Annotated in this window: 17 protein-coding genes and 1 pseudogene; 8 read left to right on the plus strand and 10 right to left on the minus strand. The window is 46.6% G+C overall.

Annotation, left to right across the window (positions count from 1 at the left end):
- Window positions 1-529 precede the first annotated feature (529 nt).
- The 8 genes and pseudogenes from ACP4CD_RS13600 (at window position 530) to ACP4CD_RS13635 (ending at window position 8402) form a co-directional block, all read left to right on the plus strand.
- Window positions 530-805 (plus strand): hypothetical protein, encoded by a 276-nt coding sequence (locus tag ACP4CD_RS13600; protein WP_281022249.1) that lies wholly within the window; start codon window positions 530-532, stop codon window positions 803-805.
- Between the two features lie 257 nt (window positions 806-1062).
- Window positions 1063-1960: pseudogene (locus tag ACP4CD_RS13605) on the plus strand (IS1595 family transposase).
- Between the two features lie 342 nt (window positions 1961-2302).
- Window positions 2303-3163, plus strand: coding sequence for an FkbM family methyltransferase (locus ACP4CD_RS13610; protein WP_426991293.1), 861 nt, complete (start codon window positions 2303-2305; stop codon window positions 3161-3163).
- Window positions 3164-3650: 487 nt separating this feature from the next.
- Window positions 3651-3989 (plus strand): hypothetical protein, encoded by a 339-nt coding sequence (locus ACP4CD_RS13615; protein ID WP_426991294.1) that lies wholly within the window; start codon window positions 3651-3653, stop codon window positions 3987-3989.
- A complete protein-coding gene (locus ACP4CD_RS13620; RefSeq protein ID WP_426991296.1) occupies window positions 3974-4831 on the plus strand; it encodes a hypothetical protein in 858 nt (285 codons plus the stop codon). Before ACP4CD_RS13615 ends, ACP4CD_RS13620 begins: the two co-directional genes overlap by 16 nt.
- 403 nt (window positions 4832-5234) lie before the next feature.
- The gene (locus tag ACP4CD_RS13625; RefSeq protein ID WP_426991297.1) at window positions 5235-5654 is read left to right on the plus strand and encodes a hypothetical protein; all 420 of its coding nucleotides are present in this window, start codon (window positions 5235-5237) and stop codon (window positions 5652-5654) included.
- On the plus strand, window positions 5615-7315 hold the full coding sequence (locus ACP4CD_RS13630) for a right-handed parallel beta-helix repeat-containing protein (RefSeq protein ID WP_426991298.1): 1701 nt from the start codon (window positions 5615-5617) through the stop codon (window positions 7313-7315). Before ACP4CD_RS13625 ends, ACP4CD_RS13630 begins: the two co-directional genes overlap by 40 nt.
- Before the next feature lie 31 nt (window positions 7316-7346).
- On the plus strand, window positions 7347-8402 hold the full coding sequence (locus ACP4CD_RS13635; RefSeq protein ID WP_426991299.1) for an acyltransferase family protein: 1056 nt from the start codon (window positions 7347-7349) through the stop codon (window positions 8400-8402).
- A gap of 51 nt (window positions 8403-8453) precedes the next feature.
- On the opposite strand, the gene ACP4CD_RS13640 is transcribed toward ACP4CD_RS13635, so the two are convergent.
- The 10 genes from ACP4CD_RS13640 to ACP4CD_RS13685 all read right to left on the minus strand — a co-directional run bounded on the left by ACP4CD_RS13640 (window position 8454) and on the right by ACP4CD_RS13685 (window position 18199).
- Complete coding sequence (locus tag ACP4CD_RS13640) at window positions 8454-9263, minus strand: class I SAM-dependent methyltransferase (protein ID WP_426991300.1); 810 nt, start codon at window positions 9261-9263, stop codon at window positions 8454-8456.
- 369 nt (window positions 9264-9632) lie between these two features.
- Window positions 9633-10511, minus strand: coding sequence for a hypothetical protein (locus ACP4CD_RS13645; protein WP_426991301.1), 879 nt, complete (start codon window positions 10509-10511; stop codon window positions 9633-9635).
- Between the two features lie 340 nt (window positions 10512-10851).
- The gene (locus tag ACP4CD_RS13650; RefSeq protein WP_313729083.1) at window positions 10852-11946 is read right to left on the minus strand and encodes a Gfo/Idh/MocA family protein; all 1095 of its coding nucleotides are present in this window, start codon (window positions 11944-11946) and stop codon (window positions 10852-10854) included.
- Between the two features lie 14 nt (window positions 11947-11960).
- Complete coding sequence (locus ACP4CD_RS13655) at window positions 11961-12731, minus strand: WecB/TagA/CpsF family glycosyltransferase (protein ID WP_281022239.1); 771 nt, start codon at window positions 12729-12731, stop codon at window positions 11961-11963.
- A gap of 274 nt (window positions 12732-13005) precedes the next feature.
- Window positions 13006-13704 (minus strand): glycosyltransferase family 4 protein, encoded by a 699-nt coding sequence (locus ACP4CD_RS13660; protein ID WP_426991302.1) that lies wholly within the window; start codon window positions 13702-13704, stop codon window positions 13006-13008.
- 542 nt (window positions 13705-14246) lie between these two features.
- Window positions 14247-15107, minus strand: a complete 861-nt coding sequence (locus ACP4CD_RS13665) for a glycosyltransferase family 2 protein (RefSeq protein WP_426991303.1) — start codon at window positions 15105-15107, stop codon at window positions 14247-14249.
- Window positions 15108-15356: 249 nt separating this feature from the next.
- Window positions 15357-16367, minus strand: coding sequence for an O-antigen ligase family protein (locus tag ACP4CD_RS13670; RefSeq protein WP_426991304.1), 1011 nt, complete (start codon window positions 16365-16367; stop codon window positions 15357-15359).
- A gap of 2 nt (window positions 16368-16369) precedes the next feature.
- Window positions 16370-16774 carry a glycosyltransferase gene (locus tag ACP4CD_RS13675; RefSeq protein ID WP_426991305.1) on the minus strand — a complete coding sequence of 135 codons (405 nt, stop codon included), beginning with the start codon at window positions 16772-16774 and terminating at the stop codon, window positions 16370-16372.
- Window positions 16753-17610 carry a glycosyltransferase gene (locus tag ACP4CD_RS13680; RefSeq protein ID WP_426991306.1) on the minus strand — a complete coding sequence of 286 codons (858 nt, stop codon included), beginning with the start codon at window positions 17608-17610 and terminating at the stop codon, window positions 16753-16755. Before ACP4CD_RS13680 ends, ACP4CD_RS13675 begins: the two co-directional genes overlap by 22 nt.
- On the minus strand, window positions 17600-18199 hold the full coding sequence (locus ACP4CD_RS13685) for an acyltransferase (protein WP_426991307.1): 600 nt from the start codon (window positions 18197-18199) through the stop codon (window positions 17600-17602). The genes ACP4CD_RS13680 and ACP4CD_RS13685 overlap by 11 nt, the downstream gene beginning before the upstream one ends.
- Between the last annotated feature and the right edge of the window lie 5 nt (window positions 18200-18204).

An 18204-nucleotide genomic window follows, 5' to 3' on the forward strand; every position in this document is an offset into this window, starting at 1 on the left:
CGCAGGTATTCAGCGAATTCTAGGCCGCGACAGGTGCAGCATATTGAAGCGTGATAATGCCGTGGTTTATCGTAGTGCTAAACAACAGGGTGACTCAGCATCTCTACCAGCAACAATGGGACATGTATCGAACCCAATCCAAGCACCGCGATCATCGCATCGTCAGTATCAGTCAACCCTGTGCGCGCGACCGAGGACGCGCGGCAAGCTGGGCAAATCGGTCGAATTTGGCGCCAAGTTCAGCATCAGCCCGACGGGCGAGTGGCCTGCCCATCTCGACCACTTGCGCGGGACGCCTTTCACGAAGGCTTGGACCTGATCGCGTAAGTCGAAGCCTATCTTGCGCACTGCAGCCACTACCCGGAACGGGTGCTCGCCGATCCTATCCGCAGCCCCCCTCGCGCCAATCGCGATTACCTGAAGCAGTATGGCATCCGCATTGCAGACAAGCCGCTCGGCCGCCCAAGCAAGAAACCGAGACCAATCGCGAACAGCTCAAACGAGAAAAACCCAACCTTGGCAGGAGAACTTGCAACGCATATCCATAGGAGGCAAATTCGGCCAAGGCAAAAACAGCTACCGGCTCAACTGCATTCGCGTCAAGCGCGCCAACACCTCGTTCGCCTGGATCAACACCATCTTCCTGGCAATGACCCTACTGATCCTGGAACGGATCTTTTTTGCCCTCAGCCAATGCCGCCTTGCTGGCGGAATTAAGGCATGGTTGCAGGTGTGGGAACGAATGCATTTAAAGCAGCGCGCTCAGTTTAATTTAAACCGGGCGCTTGTGGGTGTCTTGAGCTGATTTACTGGGCAAACTACAAATATCTCGACTATAGCTATTTGAAATTTGTGGCAGAAAAAATGCGCTTATACGCAATCGGAAGCGTCAAATAAGCGGCAACACGGATTCAGGATAATCTTAAAAGTACCTGATTCCCCGCTACTCTCAGCAACTTCCAAGCATCCTGATAGTCCAATGAAAGCCATGAACTGACAGGAGATCGTGCCACGAAAAAGAATCCGATCCAATTTCAAAAAGGCTTCAGTCTGACGGATTTCATGAAACGATACAGTACCGAACTTCAGTGCGCCGAAGCGCTGTTTCAGGCACGCTGGCCGTCCGGCTTTCAATGCCCTGGCTGCGGTGGTCGCGGCTATAGCGTAATCAAGACCCGCCACTTGTATCAATGCACGAGGTGCCACCACCAAACCTCGTTGATCAGCGGGACGTTGTTCGAACAGACAAAGCTACCGCTTACGGTGTGGTTTCTGGCCATCCATTTACTGACGCAAGCCTAAACCTGTTTGTCCGCCTTGGCCTTGAAGCGGCAAATTGGTGTGTCCTACAACACTGCCGGGAGTCTCAAGCACGAGATCATGCAGGCCATGAAAGAGCGGGATGACCGTACACCGCTGACCGGCATCATCCAACTGGATGACGTCTATTGGGGGGTGAGCATCGGGGGAGGAAAACGCGGGCGAGGCTCGGAAAACAAGACGCCGTTTGTCGCGGCGGTGCCGCTGAACAAGGAACACCATCCCATCGCGATGAACTTGAATGTCGTCAAAGGTTTCCGCAACAGCGAAATTAAGCGCTGGGCCGGCAAACATCTTGAACCGGGTAGCCTGGTGTATTCCGACGGTCGAGCCTGCTTTTCCGCCTTGCTCGATCACGGCTGTTACAAACTACAGCATCGTTACCGGCGGCGGCCCGGACAGCGTGACTAAAGAAGAATTCGCCTGGGTTAACACCATGATCGGCAACGTGAAACGCTCAATCAATAGCACTTACCATGCCATCAACCCCAACCATTTACCTCGTTATTTGGCCGAGTTTTGTTATCGCTTTAACCGCAGATTCGATCTCCAAACCATCATGCCCCGGTTTCTCATCGCTGCAGCAAATACGCCGCCCATGCCGGGCCGCTTGCTCAAATTGGCTGAGGGTTATGGGTAATCAGGTAAAAGTATTTTTTGCAAATAAAAAGAAATATAGTCACCGATTCATAGCGGAGTTGTATATAATCGAGCTCCAGGTCTACGCTTAATTTGAAACGAAACAGATGCTAGCGTGTTTAACTGACTTTTGAAACTTGAAATTGTTTTCCACTTGGATAGTAAAAGCACAGTTCCTACAAAAAACCTATGCGTAAGTCATCGATTAATTGTTCGCTGTCGCTAAGCGCTTTTCATGGGAAAACACCTGTATTGTGGGATATTTTTCCCGTGCTTTGTATCTTTCAACAACCTGTTAAATATTTCCTCTAGTCAATTTAAAAAATTTCACACGGAGAGAGCAATGCCCTTCCTACGCGCTGTAAGAACGCTAATTGACCGCTATCCAAAACTTTCGATGAGTTATCGATACCTTCGAGATAGCTGGCAACTATATAACGAACCCGTAGAAACACCGCATGGATTTAAGCTGATAGGCAACAAAGCCATGCAGTCTGGCCAATTTGAAATAGAAGAAACAAAATTAGTAAAAAAATTACTAACCAAGTGCGACATGTTTATTAATGTTGGCGCGAATATAGGATATTACTGTTGCCTTGCGCTTACTTATAATAAGAATATTATTGCATTTGAACCTATCAACACAAATCTAATTTACCTTTTGAAAAACTTAAAGGCAAATCATTGCCAAGACAACGCGGAAGTTTATCCTCTAGCCCTTAGCAATAAAAATGGAATAATCGAAATCTATGGCGGCGGTACAATGGCTTCACTCTTACCGGGATGGAGCCATACCCCACCACAGTATGTAACTTTGGCTCCTTGCTCGACATTCGATACTATCCTACAATCCAGATTTCTAGACAAAAGGTTACTCATACTGGTAGACGTTGAGGGGGCTGAATATTACTTTCTTCAAGGTGCTTTATCAGTTATAAATCGCGATCCGAAACCGATTTGGATGTTAGAGATAAACATTTGCGAACACTTTCCGGATGAAGTGGCAGTCAACCCGAATTTACTATCAACTTTCAAGTTATTTTTAAATAACGGATATGATGCATATACAGCTTCAAGTAAACCAGAACCCGTAAACCTAAGCCAAATTGAGGAGATTGTCGACAGTGGGGTTGACACCCTAAAAACGCACAATTTCTTATTTGTAGAAAACAACCTCAATATCGACTTCTTACGGGAGACTTAATATGGCTAAGGATTTTAATTCCAAAGGAAGCCCTTGTACCTCCTTGTCCGCAATGTAGTTAGCACCGACTCAGTTTCATGACGACACCAATGGAACATACCAACACAGCTCTGCTTTGCCGAAGACTGACTCCAGCCAAGCGCGCCGGAGTTTTCACTATCATTGCCTTATTGCATTGGGCAATTTTTTTGACGGTGATTACGCCATCCCGCGCTCAGCAAAGGAGCATGATCGCGAGTCCTTTTCTTTGAACTCTATGCCATATGCTCTCATGGAGCAGATTGCCTCGATCAAGACATGGAAGACGCGCAGTACGGAATTGAATCGACGGCGGTGCGCTCAGGGATATCCGCCGGGAAGCGACTGTATGATAAAAATCGGATAGCCGGTATTTTATCTGCGCGCCCGAAATATCTATGAGTCGCGTCAAGCTGAAAGCTTCAAAAATGGAATTTACCGCCTACACCGGACTGGCCTTGTTGGGTCCATGCCCGGTATAAAAAATATTGAAACGGTGGTCGATGGACGGATACCGATCTTACAAGACACCAAAACTTCCTACACAGTGAAATCGACGACCAGCTTGCTCAGTATCGGCAAAAGCGCTTTCGAAGCGATCGAGCCATTTCCGGACAATTGCTTTTTCAAGCAGACACCCAGTCTACGCAAAGTGCTGAGCTGCGTTTTGCTGGGACAACGACAGGATCGTGTCAGCGGGGCGTTGCGAGAACCGTTGGATGAAATGCAGGTTCACCTGATCGATCTACCGCCGCGCCGACCAGTTCGCACAACGGCTACGTCTGCTTGGACATGGATATCTTTATGATTGACCAAAGCGGCAACAAGAAGAAAGAGATCAGCCGCACCTATCAGGGCATGGGTGGCTATTTACGCCCTACGACGCCGGTAGGAGCCTATCTTGGGAACGAAGTCGGATGCGCGTTGGGCCTGGAGCTGCGGCCCGGCCGCTGGCACTCGTACTTGGAGTTCGAGTATTTTCTAAAATGCCTTTTTCCGCGCGTCAATCTTTTGTCGCCAAAGGAACAAAGGATATTGTTGCGCAAGGACTCTGGCTTCGAATATCTTGTGAAACGGTATCCCCGTCGGCAGAATAAATACCATTGGGTAGCAGAAGCGGCCAGCGGCCTTCGTCGCAAAACGTTCGGACATGCGCGAAGCGCTATTTTCGATGGATTTCGAACATGCTTTCGGCAAACGAACCCGCCTTCTTTGGCGGGCAATTTGCCTAGTCGAGCGTATTATCGCCCAGCACTGACAGCTCCCACTGTTGACGGACATCAAACTGGAAGGCTGTTGGACCCGTCTGGACGACGAGGAAGCCAAGGCGGCAGAACGTTACGCGACCACGGCACCCATGGGCAATTTCACTCCGAAATTAAGACCGACCTCGACCTAGAGCGCCTGCTGTCCGGCAAAGCCTGTACTAAGCGAAGTAGGTGTATTCGCGCCATCCTGCGCTTAGAGAGTCTGACCTACAATGGCCTACGATTGCTCGGACAACTCGGCTTGCTGGGCGACCGAGCGCCGGACCAGACATCCAGCCTAGCGGCGACGAATCCGAACGATGCTGCCGGAAATCACATACAGAGCCACCAGGTGATTCGCGTAAACACCGGCAATGGTGGCTGGCTTTGGGAGCGCGCCTGATTGTTCACGTCGCCGCACCGGAATAAACGCCGACAGAAAAGCAGCTCTCCCGCTTGCTCACTGCCGTGCGAACGCCCTCTTGTGCGCGACCCGATCAAACGGCCTGGGTGGTGGACGGCTTTTGGGAGAAAAATGCCCACTGGACGCTAAAAAACAACGTGCCGAGGGTGCGGCGGGGAAAAAATGCGCTCATGCATAATCGGGACGTTTACGTTAGCGGAAACACAGACTCAGGGCAGAGCTCATCCAACTCCACTAAAGCACACCCTGGACCACCCCAACGTGAAGAACGACATTTAAGCGGCAAGCGATTTTCAGACAGCAATGCCCAAAGTGGCGTATTGGGACAAACAAGTATTTGTCAAAAGTGTCACCGCAATCAATCAATGAGGTACCACATATTATGAGAGCGTTAATTCTGAGTTTAGTATTCATCGCGTTACCAGCCAGCGCCTTTGAACTTTATATTAACCCGCTCGGCAACGACTCTTGGTCCGGCACACTTAGAGAGCAAAATTCCGCAGGTAATGATGGTCCGATCAAAACCCCCGAAAAAGCGAAAGAAATTATACGTTCTTTGAAAAAAAGCCAAAAAATCAAAGAGCCGATTTATGTCAACATTGCACACGGCATTTATTATTTGGATCATCCGCTTCGATTTGACTCAGCAGATTCGGGTTCGCCAACCCAAACCATTACTTGGCAAGCGGAGCTTGGTGCCGAAGTCACGCTGAGCGGAGGGATACCTATCGAATGCCATCCAGGCGAAAACGGAATATGGACTTGCACTCTGCAAAAAAACCAATTAATAGCGAACCAATAGACACGAACAGAGCAAAAGGCACCTCCCCCTTATTTGACCTGTACGTAAATGAAAAACGCATGACACTGGCTCGGTGGCCCAACCAAGAATGGGCGCACATTAAAAATCCATTAGTCCAGAAAACCAGCTTCACGACGATGGAAACTCTTCCGGCTATGAACGAAAACATAGCGGACACCCAAATCCACATCTTTCCCGGCAACGATTGGTTTGACCAATATCTGGGGGTTGCCCTTATCAATCAGGCATCGAATACTATTCAAACCTCAGGTCCCGCACAATACGATCTACAACCCGGCAGACGATTTTATCTTCTTAACCAACGATCTTTTCTGGATGCGGCTAGCGAGTGGCTTTATGACAAACAAACCCGTGAAATCAGTTTCATACCTACTAATCTAGAGCCCATTCAAACAATAACGGTCTCTTCGCTACCAAACGTGGTTATTGCTGACGGACTTAGCTACGTTAATTTTAGCCGCCTTAAATTTAAACATAGCGCTGGCAGCGGTTTAATATTCAGAAGCAGCACAAAAATTCAACTGGACAGTTTGGAAATTGCAGGGACTGGCGGGAACGGCTTGGAAGTGCGTGGCGGCAATAACGTCACGTTGAGCAATAGCTCGGTATACGACACAGGCAAACACGGCGCCATCATGACCGGTGGCAACCGAAATACGTTGCAACCTTCAGGACATATTCTACACAACAATCATATTCATCACGTTGGCGTCAGTATTCTAACGTATTCGGGTGCCATCTATGTCGATGGCGTTGGAAGCGTTGTAACGCATAACTTAGTGGAATTTGGAAACGGGAGCGCTATTCTGGTTGCCGGTAACGAACATTTAATCGAAAAAAACGAAGTCCGTCAGTTCTGTCTACTATCCTCCGATTGTGGCGCGATTTACACCGGGCGCGACTGGGCGGGAAGAGGTAACACCATCCGTAACAACTATATTCATGAAATCCCAGGCTATGGCTTAAAAGGCACTGATGTGAGTACCAACCAAGTAATTTATCAATCCCCCGATTACGCCATGGGTATTTATTTAGACGATGGTGCCAGTGGATTCCATGTTAACGGAAATATTCTTAAGAATATCGGGGGAGTGTCTTTTTATATTCATGGCGGCAGAGACAATAACTTTTACAATAATTATATTATCACCGACCACTCCGCAATCAAAATATCAAAAATACTGACCCCCAATTATGATTGGAACAAAAATCAGGACAGGTTGAACAAAGTACCTTACCAGTCCGAAATATGGCGTAAAAAATACCCGGAACTGACCAAGCCTGGCATAAATATGTTTTGGCCTGAAGGCAATACGGTAGAAGGTAATGTTATTATCAGCAATAGTATTGACACCCCATCATTAATATACTGGATACCGGGAAGCAGCACTACAATACGAAACAATCTTGTCTGGTCTACGTCTAACCAGATAATCCTTGACTACAACATTACCGAGCAGAATGTAAGACATCAAACCGCATCATGGCAACAATGGATCGCTGAAGGAGTTGAGAAAAATAGCTTATTCATCAACCCTTGCATCGACTTAATAGGTAAAAGCCTTATAGCGTGCAAGGACTCACCGATTTTTGATAAACACATCCCGCTCCCGCAAAGCGACATAGGTCTCAATCGATAGCGATGACTGTCCACATAGTTCTATTTTAAATATGAATAATCACATCCCGCTTCTTGATGCATATCGTTTCCTGGCCGCTCTATCAGTAGCCTGTTTTCACTACTTTGGAGATGCTCATAGCTGGCATACTCGATATAATATTAAGTATGGTAAGATTTTCGAATTCCCTTCCCTTGAATTTTTTAGTTATGGCCGCTTTGGCGTAGATCTATTCTTCCTTATCAGTGGCTTTGTAATTGCCCTTAGCGCGGAAGGCCGGTCATTTTCGAAGTTTTTTGCTTCTAGAGTCGCTAGAATCGTACCGACGTACTGGCTCGCCATTGTGATTACTAGCCTTATAGTAGTCGCTTCAAGCTACGAGAGCATATCCATTCGGCAAATTATCGCCAATGTCATTTTTTTGCAGAAACCAATGCAGGAAAACTTTATCGATGGAGTTTACTGGAGCATCGTAATAGAGTTTAGATTTTATTTGCTGGTCGCCATATTAATCATATTCAATATATACAAACACTACCATTGGATATTATTGATTTGGTCTGCCTTATGCCTTTCTGACGCATTTGGAGTTAACCTCGGCTATTGCAAACAAATATTCATCACGTCCTACGGCTATTATTTTGCCGGCGGAGGCGCTCTATACCATTTGTACCGACAAAAACATACAATATTAGCATTAATCACACTAACTCTTTCTTTCATAACAGCAATATATTTCTCACTACAAAGACACTCCGAATTAACACCGGAAACAATCATAGCAATAACTTTAACCATTTACACCCTTGTAGCACTCATTTCAACCAGACAATTTGACAACATTACCTGGAAAATACTTCCAACCCTAGGCGCAATAACCTATCCATTTTATCTTCTGCACCTTAAAGTTGGCAATGTGATCATGAGAAACAATTCTTTGACAGATAACGGGCTAATGATCAATCTATCAACCATCGCACTAATGATATTTATATCATGGCTGATAAACATTTATTTCGAGAATACAGTCAACACAAAACTTCGAGTTGCAATTGAAAAATCGCTAATAAAGCTAGCTACATTTTTCAAACAACCAATAGCCTACTAAGCCATTCTTACAAAACTCAAACATAACCCAACACTATAGCCATTCAAAGCTTTATTCCTTCAACATAAATCGAGTTTTTTTGTACACTGAACCATCATTGTTACTATCAAGACAATCCCTGGAAAACTGCGGTATTTGAGACTCGTTATATGGCAACGACTTGCAGTCAACAAACCCAGCAGACTCGCATAACCTAGTCAGACTAAAATAATCGTACATCCATTTATGCCTTTCGCCAATTCCCGTACCATCAAAAACTAACTCCCTTAATCCGCGCGGTAACAATTTTGTTACTAACCGGACATAGAAGTAGTCCAATTTAGTTGACAACTTTTGCAAGTTCACTCCTCGCAATTTATCGATGAATGATTTTTCCCCGATTGGTGGGCTATAGCTTGCATACTGAGTCCTGGATTGCACATAATCCGAAATATCCCGGAAATCGCCATTACGCATTTTTTGGAAAAACGCGCCCATTTCGCCAGTATGCCGCGTTCTAACCAATTGATCGAGTAGCTCGATAGAAATCCATTCATGCAGGTGCAGTTTAGGGATATCGTCATCAGGCAGCTCCAGAATCCGTATATATTCCCTACAGGTAACCGCCAAATCGGGAACTACGATGCGTAATATTCCATTCGGTTTCAAAGTTCTATAGGCTTCTTTTAATAAAAATCGCGCATCGTCGCGGGTAAAGTGCTCTATCACGTGACTGCTGTAAACGACATCAAAGTGATTGTCCGGATAGGGAAATCCATTCAAGAGATTAACTCGCTTAACCTCCGGACGGTTCGAATGAAAATCGATATTGTCCCAGCCGGGTGCAACCTTCAAACCGCACCCAAAATTCAGTTTTCTCATGCCGCTGACTCCTTTTAATTTCTCCCTGCACTAACGAAGTTTTCTCGGCACACTACTGGAGTTCAATTCCGCTAAAGCTCACAATCCGATGCCGCACTATAATGTACAACAATCTTTCTAACAAAAAAACCAATTCATCAAAATTTAATCAGTTTGCTCTGTTTAGGCTTGTGAAAATTCGCAGATCCTTCGTTGACTTTTAGAGTTGCGACTGTGGCAAAATGCCGCTTTCAATCAGTAACGATCGCCACTGTAAAAAGCGCACGGTATTAGAACCGAAAAAAGAGATTTGGGAGGATAGAACTTAGAGCGAATGCTCTGAAGCGACTCAATCGCTCATTCATTTGGAACAAGCGATTGATTGATGATTTAAAGTAAATAGTCAGTCGCGCGGCCAATACCGATCGACCAACTCGCGGGTAGACCGAATATTGCCTTTGCTGGACGCACCAAAGACAATCGATTCGATATTCGGCTGGGCACAGACCCATTCGATGGCCTCGTTGGCTGGGATGGCGCCGGAGGCGAATACCGACATTGCGATGGCTCGAAATTTTTCTCTTTCAAGGCCGTTTCGTAGGCCTCAAATCCGCCGGACATCCTAAAACCCACTTTATTGATATTCGCGCAAACGATGGGATTCTCGACGCCCAATTCCTCCAACACATCCAACAGCCTCGGCATATTCATCGTGATAAAGCCGGGCTCGGCGCCGTATCTCGCCTTGACGTGGTTGGCAAATATCCGAAAGGCTTCGTTAAAACCCAGGCCCAACAAAAAGTCGACAACCACATTCTGCAAGAAAATCACCGGTGTTTGTAAGCCAGCGAACATTTTCATCTCGGCGTCTATCAATAAAGTGGTGATGCCTTCGATGTCTTTTTTTGCCAATGACATACCGCCACGCATAGCCGAATCCAGGAAGCCTTCTTCCGGCAAGAAGTGTTTGATCGCCCCCAACAAACCGTGATCGGTCATTGCATTGGCGTATTTATGCGCATAAGGCATGCAAGGGTAAAATTTATAATCGGCGTAACGTGTTGGGTTGGCGCGCATGTGGTCGCAAACCAAGGCTATCCGCTCGTGCGTGGTACACATAAAGGTTTTGATGCCTTCGTCGTAGGCATTGTCCAATACCTCGATCACGGCCCCGATGTCCTGAAAACGCATGGCCTGAGCGCGCGCCTTTTCTTCCGACATATGATTGACGCCAAAAAATTGATTGTCGCCAAAAAGTAATTGGTCCATCTAATCTACTCCAGCCCCTTCATGGGGTAACTGTTAAAAACGGGTAGCAATTCGTCAAAGGCTAAAAGCGGGCAAATTCCCTGTTTATTACCCCCTCGCTCTGCGGAAAGTTAAGACGAGGAAAACGAACCCACAGTTCGCTAACCTCTTTTCTACCCCAATACCGTTTAGTTAAGGCTTAACCATTCGTCCCGAGCAAAACCGAAGATTAAGTCGTTAATGGTTCAACTAGCTCACCACGAACGGCTAAGTTAACGCATACCGCCCAATCGCGGCAAAAGCGGCCCTACAACACCGTGCTCAGCCTGACTGGGCGATAACGATCACAACCAGCCTATCGTCAATTGCTTAAGAACGAAAACAGCCCGCCTTTTTTAGGGGCGGTAACCGGCAAAGCTTCGTCGTTTTTCACCGATGGCCCCTTTTCGGCATCGGCAATCATCATCGCGATCACTTTGTCGGTTTCGGCCGCGCTGGCAAACGAGTTGACGTTTTCGGCACGTTTTTCGGCGATACATTTAACGAAGTAATCCAATTGCGCGGAGTATTCCTCGCCGCGCACATAAAACCAGACTTCTTCCGTCAATGCGGTGGTGTTGTTGACATTCCAGCCTTGTTGGTAACCGGCCGGTATCGTGGCGGTATCGCGCAAATAAACTTGCAACTCCTGGCGGTCCGCGATGATCCTACCCTTGGCGCCCCAAATGCTGAATTTGGTGCTCATTTTGCGGTAAGACTCGTCACTCCAGTTCACCGAGATTTGCGCATTCATACCACCGGGGTAATACAAAGTGCCGAAGACCTCGTCATCGGTCTCCTTAGAAAATACGCTGTTCAAGACACTGCCGCCAACGCCGAGCGGCATGCCGAGATACCAAGTCAGCAAATTCAGCGGGTGCGCCGCATAATCGTAAAGACAGCCGCCGCCGGCGGTGCGCTGAGTTCGCCACGAACTGCCCTTGGGACGCATCACGACCGGGCCGTAAGCCTCGGCCAAAACGTGGGAGATATCGCCGATCAAGTTCATGTCCAGCAAACGCTTGACCTCTTGAAACACACCGACAAATCGGTAATGGTAGCCCACCTGATTGACCAAGCCTTTTTGCGCCGCGATACCGGCCAGTTCCTCGGATTCTTGGGGATTGAGACTGAACGGTTTTTCGCAAAATACATGCAAGCCTTTTTCCAATGCCTTGCGAACCATCGGGCCGTGCATGCTGGACGGCGTAGCAATCACCACCGCATCCAGTTCGGCATCCCGCAACATGACGTCGTAATCGCTGAACGTCGGCACCCCGGTATATTTATTTAACACGTCCAGGACGTAGCCAGTCGCGTCGCAGATCGCCGTTACCTGCACATCGGGATGTGCATTAATAATCGCCAGATGCGACAACCCCATTTTTCCCAAACCTACAACAGCTACACGAACCACCGCATTACTCCTTTTCAATTAACTTTTGCTCGCTGAAACCGCCGCATTAAACCAGCCGCGGCGGCCTCGGCGACGAATATAAACGACCACCAATACCGTTTAGCCCTTAATTTGGGCTGAATGATCAGCCTGAATACCCACTCCAATCCCAGCGCGCGTATCCATTCCGGCGCCCACGGCACCGCGCCGGAATGGTAATCGAAGGCCGCGCCGACCCCAACCATCCAAGGTGCGCGAACCCGGTGCAAATGCTTGGCGATCCAGGCTTCCTGCTTTACTAGACCCAAGCCGACCCAAACGATATCGGGCTTGGTCTCGTTGATCATGCGAACGACTTCCTCGTCCTCTTCGGCGGTCAGCTCCCTAAACGGCGGGCAATAGGTACCGACCACCTGCATTTGCGGAAATTGTTCTTTCAATTTCTCCGCCATTAAATCCGCGACGCCTTCCTTACCGCCGTAATAAAAATGCCGCCACCCTCTGGACTGACCGTACTCGCTGCAATCCAATTGCAAGATCGGGCCATTATAACGGTTGATTTTCAAGCCCCAAAAATAACCGGCCGCGATGACGCCCACGCCGTCGCACAATGAAAAGTTAGCGTTTTGAATGAATTTTAAATGATCCGGGCGGCGCAAGGCGTGATACATCGATTCGGTATTGGTGATCGAGATGTATCGGCCGGTTTCGCCCGCTGAAATCGCCCTAGCCATTTCGGCCAAAACGTCTGCGTGGGGCCCGGTGTAAACGGGCATCCCCATCAACCTGTCTGTAAAGGTTGTCACGACAAAATCCTCTGAATAAATAATTGAGTAACCGCTAGCACGATTAACACGGTTTCTACTCTTATGTCCGATGACCCCAAAGAACAGCCACGAGGAAGAGTTTTTATCCCTGTAAGACCGAACTTTCCCAATTCGGCATAAGGTATGCCACAGAAAACTAGTTCTCGGCAATGTGCCTTATTATACGATTGCCAAACCCAGGACAATTGCCTTAAAAACAGTTTTCCGTTGGGCGCTCTCAGAAGCCAGCAAAACCCTATGGGCAAAACTTGCCCTATTTTTTACGCTCCATCGCCAAACACCGCTGCATGCCGTCAACGAAATGATCGATCATATTCGTCAACGTATAACGACGCGCGGCGGCCAACGCATTGGCGCGTATCCGCTGGTAGGCTTCGGAATCCCCAAGTAGTGTCACAATGGCGTCGGCGTAGGCATCCGAAGCGCCGTTAACAACCAATCCGTTCTCACCGTCCTTCAAATAAGCGATCTCGGGACTATGTCGCGCGTCGGACGTTGTTACCATCGGCAAACCGGCGCAAAACGCATCCAATACATGCAAGCCAACCAGGCCGGGATTCAATATTACGTCGGCCAGGCGATAATAGGCGGCTTTTTCTACCCCTTTTCGAACGCCCCGCCAATGCAACCACGGGCGACTTTCCGCCGCCGCCTGAATATCCGCCGCGCTAGGCCCGTCGCCAATAATCACCACCTGAAAATCCGGAATCGACTCGCGAATCCGGTCGGCCGCGGCAACCAGATAGTCCAACCGCTTATCCGGATAAAGCGATCCGCAATACAATCCTACGCGACTGGTATCGCCGATACCCAACTCGACCCGAACTTCCCGCAATCTGTCGTCCGAAATCCCCGCCAAATCGGCTTCGAATCGTTCGTTATCAATCGCATTGTCCAACACAGTGATGCGCTCGGCGGGATAACCATCGGCGATTAAAATATCCCTGGTCATATCGGTGTAAGCAAACCACCAATCGACTCGCCCAACTAAAAACTGCTTCCATCTTTCCCTAAACCCTTTTGGATTACGCGTCTGAAAATTACGGCCGTGGCCCCAATAACCTACTTTGGTCTTACCGCTTCGCTTAAATAACAACCATGGATAATTCGATAGCAATCGATTTTCTTGCATCATTATCACTAAATCGGTATCGGCAAGATGAGACGGAAAAGGTTGCCAAAGTATATCCCTGTTTTTTACTGGCAAATAATAATTTGTAACGACATCTGCCCACGGCAAAGTGCCAGTATCTTTCTTAGTGGCCTCACGAGCCGTCGGTTGCCCGTGCAACAAATGAAGATCGATTCCTTTTGCCAAACAGGCCTCTCGAAGACCTTCAAATAAACCCAACCTATAATGCAACAATCGATATTGAGCGATAACTACTTTTTTCATGTTTAATCAGCAAAGTGAATATTACAAAAAACCTGCCTAACTGCGCGCTGAGAAAATAAATTCCAGTACAAAAGAACCTCTACTTCTGGAAATGGGATTTACTTGATGAAATACTTTAAATAGCCTGCAACCAACCGAAGAAAATCCAGAACCATATACCAAGGCAAGATAATTTTTGGGCAGTTATTCCACGCATACCACCATCGCGCCGAAAGGTTAGCGGGCGATTTAATGTTCGTTAAGTATTTTACAAAGCTGTCGAAACTAAACTTATTACGTACCGCCGACAATCCTGTCGCCTCAACATACGAAAATACCTTGCAACTTTGAAACACGTACGCTGGGTATCCAGCCCGAAAAGCTTTATGGCCGAAATCATAGTCAGCGGCATAATGCGGTAAATGGCGCTCGTCATACAAGCCTACTTTATGGAACACCTCGACCGGAATTAGTGTTCCACGTCCCGATACTAAATTAACCTGCATTGCGTTCTCATCACTCGACACATGATGTTCGGAAAATCGCACTCTTCTATCCTTGGCTCCCCACCAACTTTGCCTAAAGCCCTCGCTAACTCGTTGACCCGTTGCAATATCATGAACAACAGAGGTCAATAACGAGTGAGGATAGTTGCTGGATTGTTTAAGCATTTCGGAAAGGTAATTTTCAGGCAACTCAGTATCGTTATTTAATGTCAACAGATGATCCCCTTCACCGGCTTGTGTTAATACATATTCCACACATCTGTTAGTTGCACCGGTCCACCATAAGCAGCTATCCGCATTTACAACAACGACATCCGGATATAGCTCATTAATTCGACCAGTAGTCCCATCAGTAGAACCGTGATCGCAAACGATTACACGATAATCCTTATAATCTTGCGAATAAATCGATTTTAAACAAGCCAACGTAAATTCGATACGATTAAAAACTGGAATACAAATCCATACCACCATAATTAAGACCCGGCAAAAGAAAACACTGGCAAGCTACGCCCTATAAATTATTGCGACTTCTTATATCTGTTATTTTGACTGTGGACAAAGCCATCATCAAAAACAAAAACAGGTTCAAGCCATTTAATCCTCTAAGCAGAGAGGATTCGGCCATATTATGAACTAATACCCCAAACATCCCAGTAGCAATAAGAGTGTAAAACTTCTTATCGTAATGCCCAATAAAAATCTGTTCTTTAGTTTTCCGTATCAGTATCGCGAACAACAACAACTCAGCAACCACCCCCCTTTTACTAATATCTCGATGTAACCATTATGCAAGTGCGACATTCTTATGTGATACTTACGGGTTAGGTGCTCGAGATCGTCGAACCCCTCACCAGATATCGGGTTTTCAGCGAAAGACTCCAGTCCCTTTTCCCAAAGCGTAGATCTTCCAGTCAAAGTAACGTCACGCCCAGTTGAAGCCAACGACTGACTTACCAACTCTCTCGAACTCATATAAAAAGTAGTCACTATTGCTAATACAAAACCTGCCAGGCCAAAAAGCACCACTTTAAAAGACATCGATTTTCTAGAAAAAATCTTAATATATAACATGTGGCAGAACACAAACAGCGACGCAACAATACTAGTCATGCTGTCAGCCTTAATCACCGTTATTATTGAAATGAATGCCGATATAAAAACCAGAAATTTTTCGAATTTTTTCGTTGTCAAAACAAACAAATTAACACAAGACCATATTGACAATAAAACCATTCCGCCGAGTTTATTCGGATGATCAGTAATACCTATCCACCGTACTTTCTCGAAACCTGTCGCATTCACGCCGTATTTCGGAAATACTAGTGCCATTATCACACTAGCCATAACCATTAAAAAGGTCGACCAAAAAAGCAATCTAGTTAAATTAATAAAGTCGTTTCGGAATGCAACTGCCATCATCATCGATATCGTCAATCCAAGAATCAAAAACACAAAAGTTTTTACAACCTCCTTTGGATCGCCTGCCCACAACGCGGTTGCTAACAAATAAAACACAAGTGCGATGAGTAACTTGTTTTGGAGCAAACCTGAAACACCGACTCGAAGATTAAATAAAAAAATAAATGCAGTTCCTAGCAAAAACACTCGGTGCAATGGCAACCTTTCCGCTCCGCTTCCATTGATCGTCAAATCGATACCAAAAAATGCCCACAATAAATAACAGCAAAATATAAACGCAGTTAACTTTTTAAATCTGAATACAGCTTCCATGATTAGCGGAACTCCAAAACTATCCGATATTGCTCAATCGTCGCTTGGGCATTCACGTCCGCATTATAAGTACGTTGGGTATTATTAAACATCGCAGTAATTTTATCTCCATTATCAACCGATAATGCACAACTTAATTGTTCACTCCAATGTTTAATGTCGTTTGGCCTAGCCAGATAGCCGGCTTCTCCGTTTAGGATCATTTCGCGCGTGCCATCAATATCGCTAGCGATCACGAGAGTTTTCATCGCGCCTGCCTCCAGAATCGGCCTGGCGAAATGCGGCTCGGTAAACGGCGCAGCGACGACATCCACTTCGGCTATATAGTCGGCAATATCGAAAATGACGCCTGGGAAAAATACTCTATTCTGCAAGCCATATTCTTTTATGACTTCCTGAAGCTCCAAGCGCAGATTTTTTTACCGGTCAATTTACGCAAGATCTGCTTAAATCTAGTAACATCCGGCTCTTTGGCGCCTTCGCCAAACAACACCAATATCGCATCGGGGTGTCGATCGGCTATCGCCGCAAACGCCATCAGAAGAACCATCGCTCCTTTTGCCGGGGTGTGCCAGCCCAAAATCGCGATAATCCTGGCATTATCCGGCACGCCGAGTTTTTGCCTTAAATGCACCGGTTTGGCGATGCGATAGTCGAATTTATCAAAATTGACAAAGTTCGGGATCACTACGCCGTTTCGTACCGGCCTAACTCTATTCAATTCGGATTGGCATAACGAGACGACTACATCGGCGCAATACGCGATAATTTGTCTTATTGCCGAATATCGTATGCGAAAATGCCCGTACTCCAAAAAGTCCCGCATGTGCCAGACCAACGGAATTTTCATCGATTTTACCGCTAGTCCCTCGGCAACCAGAACCGTCGAATTCAAATGTACAATATCCGGCTGTTCTTCAACCAATATTTGCCGCATGGCCAAATAAGTTGGAATCAATTTCAAATAATGACGACCGTAAGCTTTCAAGTCGTGATAAAACTTTGCGCCAAACGGATTCAAAGACTGGTTCTCGATGGTACAGTGCGGCAATTTACCCAAACGTGAATCGACCACACAGCTGATGCCGGCATTACGGTAAAACTCCACCGCCGGCCCATCGGTTATGAAATAAACCACAATCTCGTATTTTTTTCTGACATATTCCAGTAAATAGAACAAACTCATTGGGGCCCCTCCATTTGCCCCCGAATGCTGTACGTAGAGTATTTTTTTATTCGACATTGCCGACTTCCTTCGCCGGGTTTCCGGCATAAATTTTTGACTGGGCAATATCTCGCACAACCACCGCACCAGCTCCTACAATACTATTCGCGGCAATAGAGACGCCTTTTGCGATAATTGAATTAGCCCCGATGAATACATCATCGGATATTTCGACAGGTTTTACGGCGATTTTGGCCGAGTCTTTGCAATATCTGCGATTATCCGAAGCCTTTGCGTGAAAATCGGTATCGAATATCGACACATTTGCACCTAATAACGCTCTCTTACCAATACTGACGTACTTGGCGGAACAAATACTAGTACCGCTAAGTCCACAGTCGTCCCCTATCATCAACACTGCCCCCGGCTGCAAAGTTCTAAGAATAACAGGATGATTTACGCCAAGTGCGGTAAATCTTGAGTCGGAGCAAAAAACAACTCTATCGCCGATTATTATTTTCGAATCTTTAGCGATGGAGAATATCGGCATGCCATAGAATTTGCACCCCCTACCCAAAACCACGCCATGTACTCTAGCCAACATTCTGGCCGATATTTGCCAATACCAATATCGAAGCTTTCCGGCGACTTTAAAGAGAATATTCATTTAAA

The organism is Methylomonas stagni (genome assembly GCF_050154735.1).
Taxonomy (GTDB): Bacteria; Pseudomonadota; Gammaproteobacteria; order Methylococcales; family Methylomonadaceae; genus Methylomonas; species Methylomonas koyamae_A.

Excerpts from the sequence above, each read along its gene's own strand:
- ACP4CD_RS13640 (WP_426991300.1), bottom strand. The coding sequence starts at position 9,263 with ATGAGAAAACTGAATTTTGGGTGCGGTTTGAAGGTTGCACCCGGCTGG.
- ACP4CD_RS13680 (WP_426991306.1), bottom strand. The coding sequence starts at position 17,610 with ATGTCGAATAAAAAAATACTCTACGTACAGCATTCGGGGGCAAATGGA.
- ACP4CD_RS13620 (WP_426991296.1), top strand. The coding sequence starts at position 3,974 with ATGGATATCTTTATGATTGACCAAAGCGGCAACAAGAAGAAAGAGATC.
- ACP4CD_RS13665 (WP_426991303.1), bottom strand. The coding sequence starts at position 15,107 with ATGGTGGTATGGATTTGTATTCCAGTTTTTAATCGTATCGAATTTACG.
- ACP4CD_RS13625 (WP_426991297.1), top strand. The coding sequence starts at position 5,235 with ATGAGAGCGTTAATTCTGAGTTTAGTATTCATCGCGTTACCAGCCAGC.
- ACP4CD_RS13610 (WP_426991293.1), top strand. The coding sequence starts at position 2,303 with ATGCCCTTCCTACGCGCTGTAAGAACGCTAATTGACCGCTATCCAAAA.
- ACP4CD_RS13670 (WP_426991304.1), bottom strand. The coding sequence starts at position 16,367 with ATGGAAGCTGTATTCAGATTTAAAAAGTTAACTGCGTTTATATTTTGC.
- ACP4CD_RS13660 (WP_426991302.1), bottom strand. The coding sequence starts at position 13,704 with ATGACCAGGGATATTTTAATCGCCGATGGTTATCCCGCCGAGCGCATC.
- ACP4CD_RS13635 (WP_426991299.1), top strand. The coding sequence starts at position 7,347 with ATGAATAATCACATCCCGCTTCTTGATGCATATCGTTTCCTGGCCGCT.
- ACP4CD_RS13685 (WP_426991307.1), bottom strand. The coding sequence starts at position 18,199 with ATGAATATTCTCTTTAAAGTCGCCGGAAAGCTTCGATATTGGTATTGG.
- ACP4CD_RS13615 (WP_426991294.1), top strand. The coding sequence starts at position 3,651 with ATGCCCGGTATAAAAAATATTGAAACGGTGGTCGATGGACGGATACCG.
- ACP4CD_RS13645 (WP_426991301.1), bottom strand. The coding sequence starts at position 10,511 with ATGGACCAATTACTTTTTGGCGACAATCAATTTTTTGGCGTCAATCAT.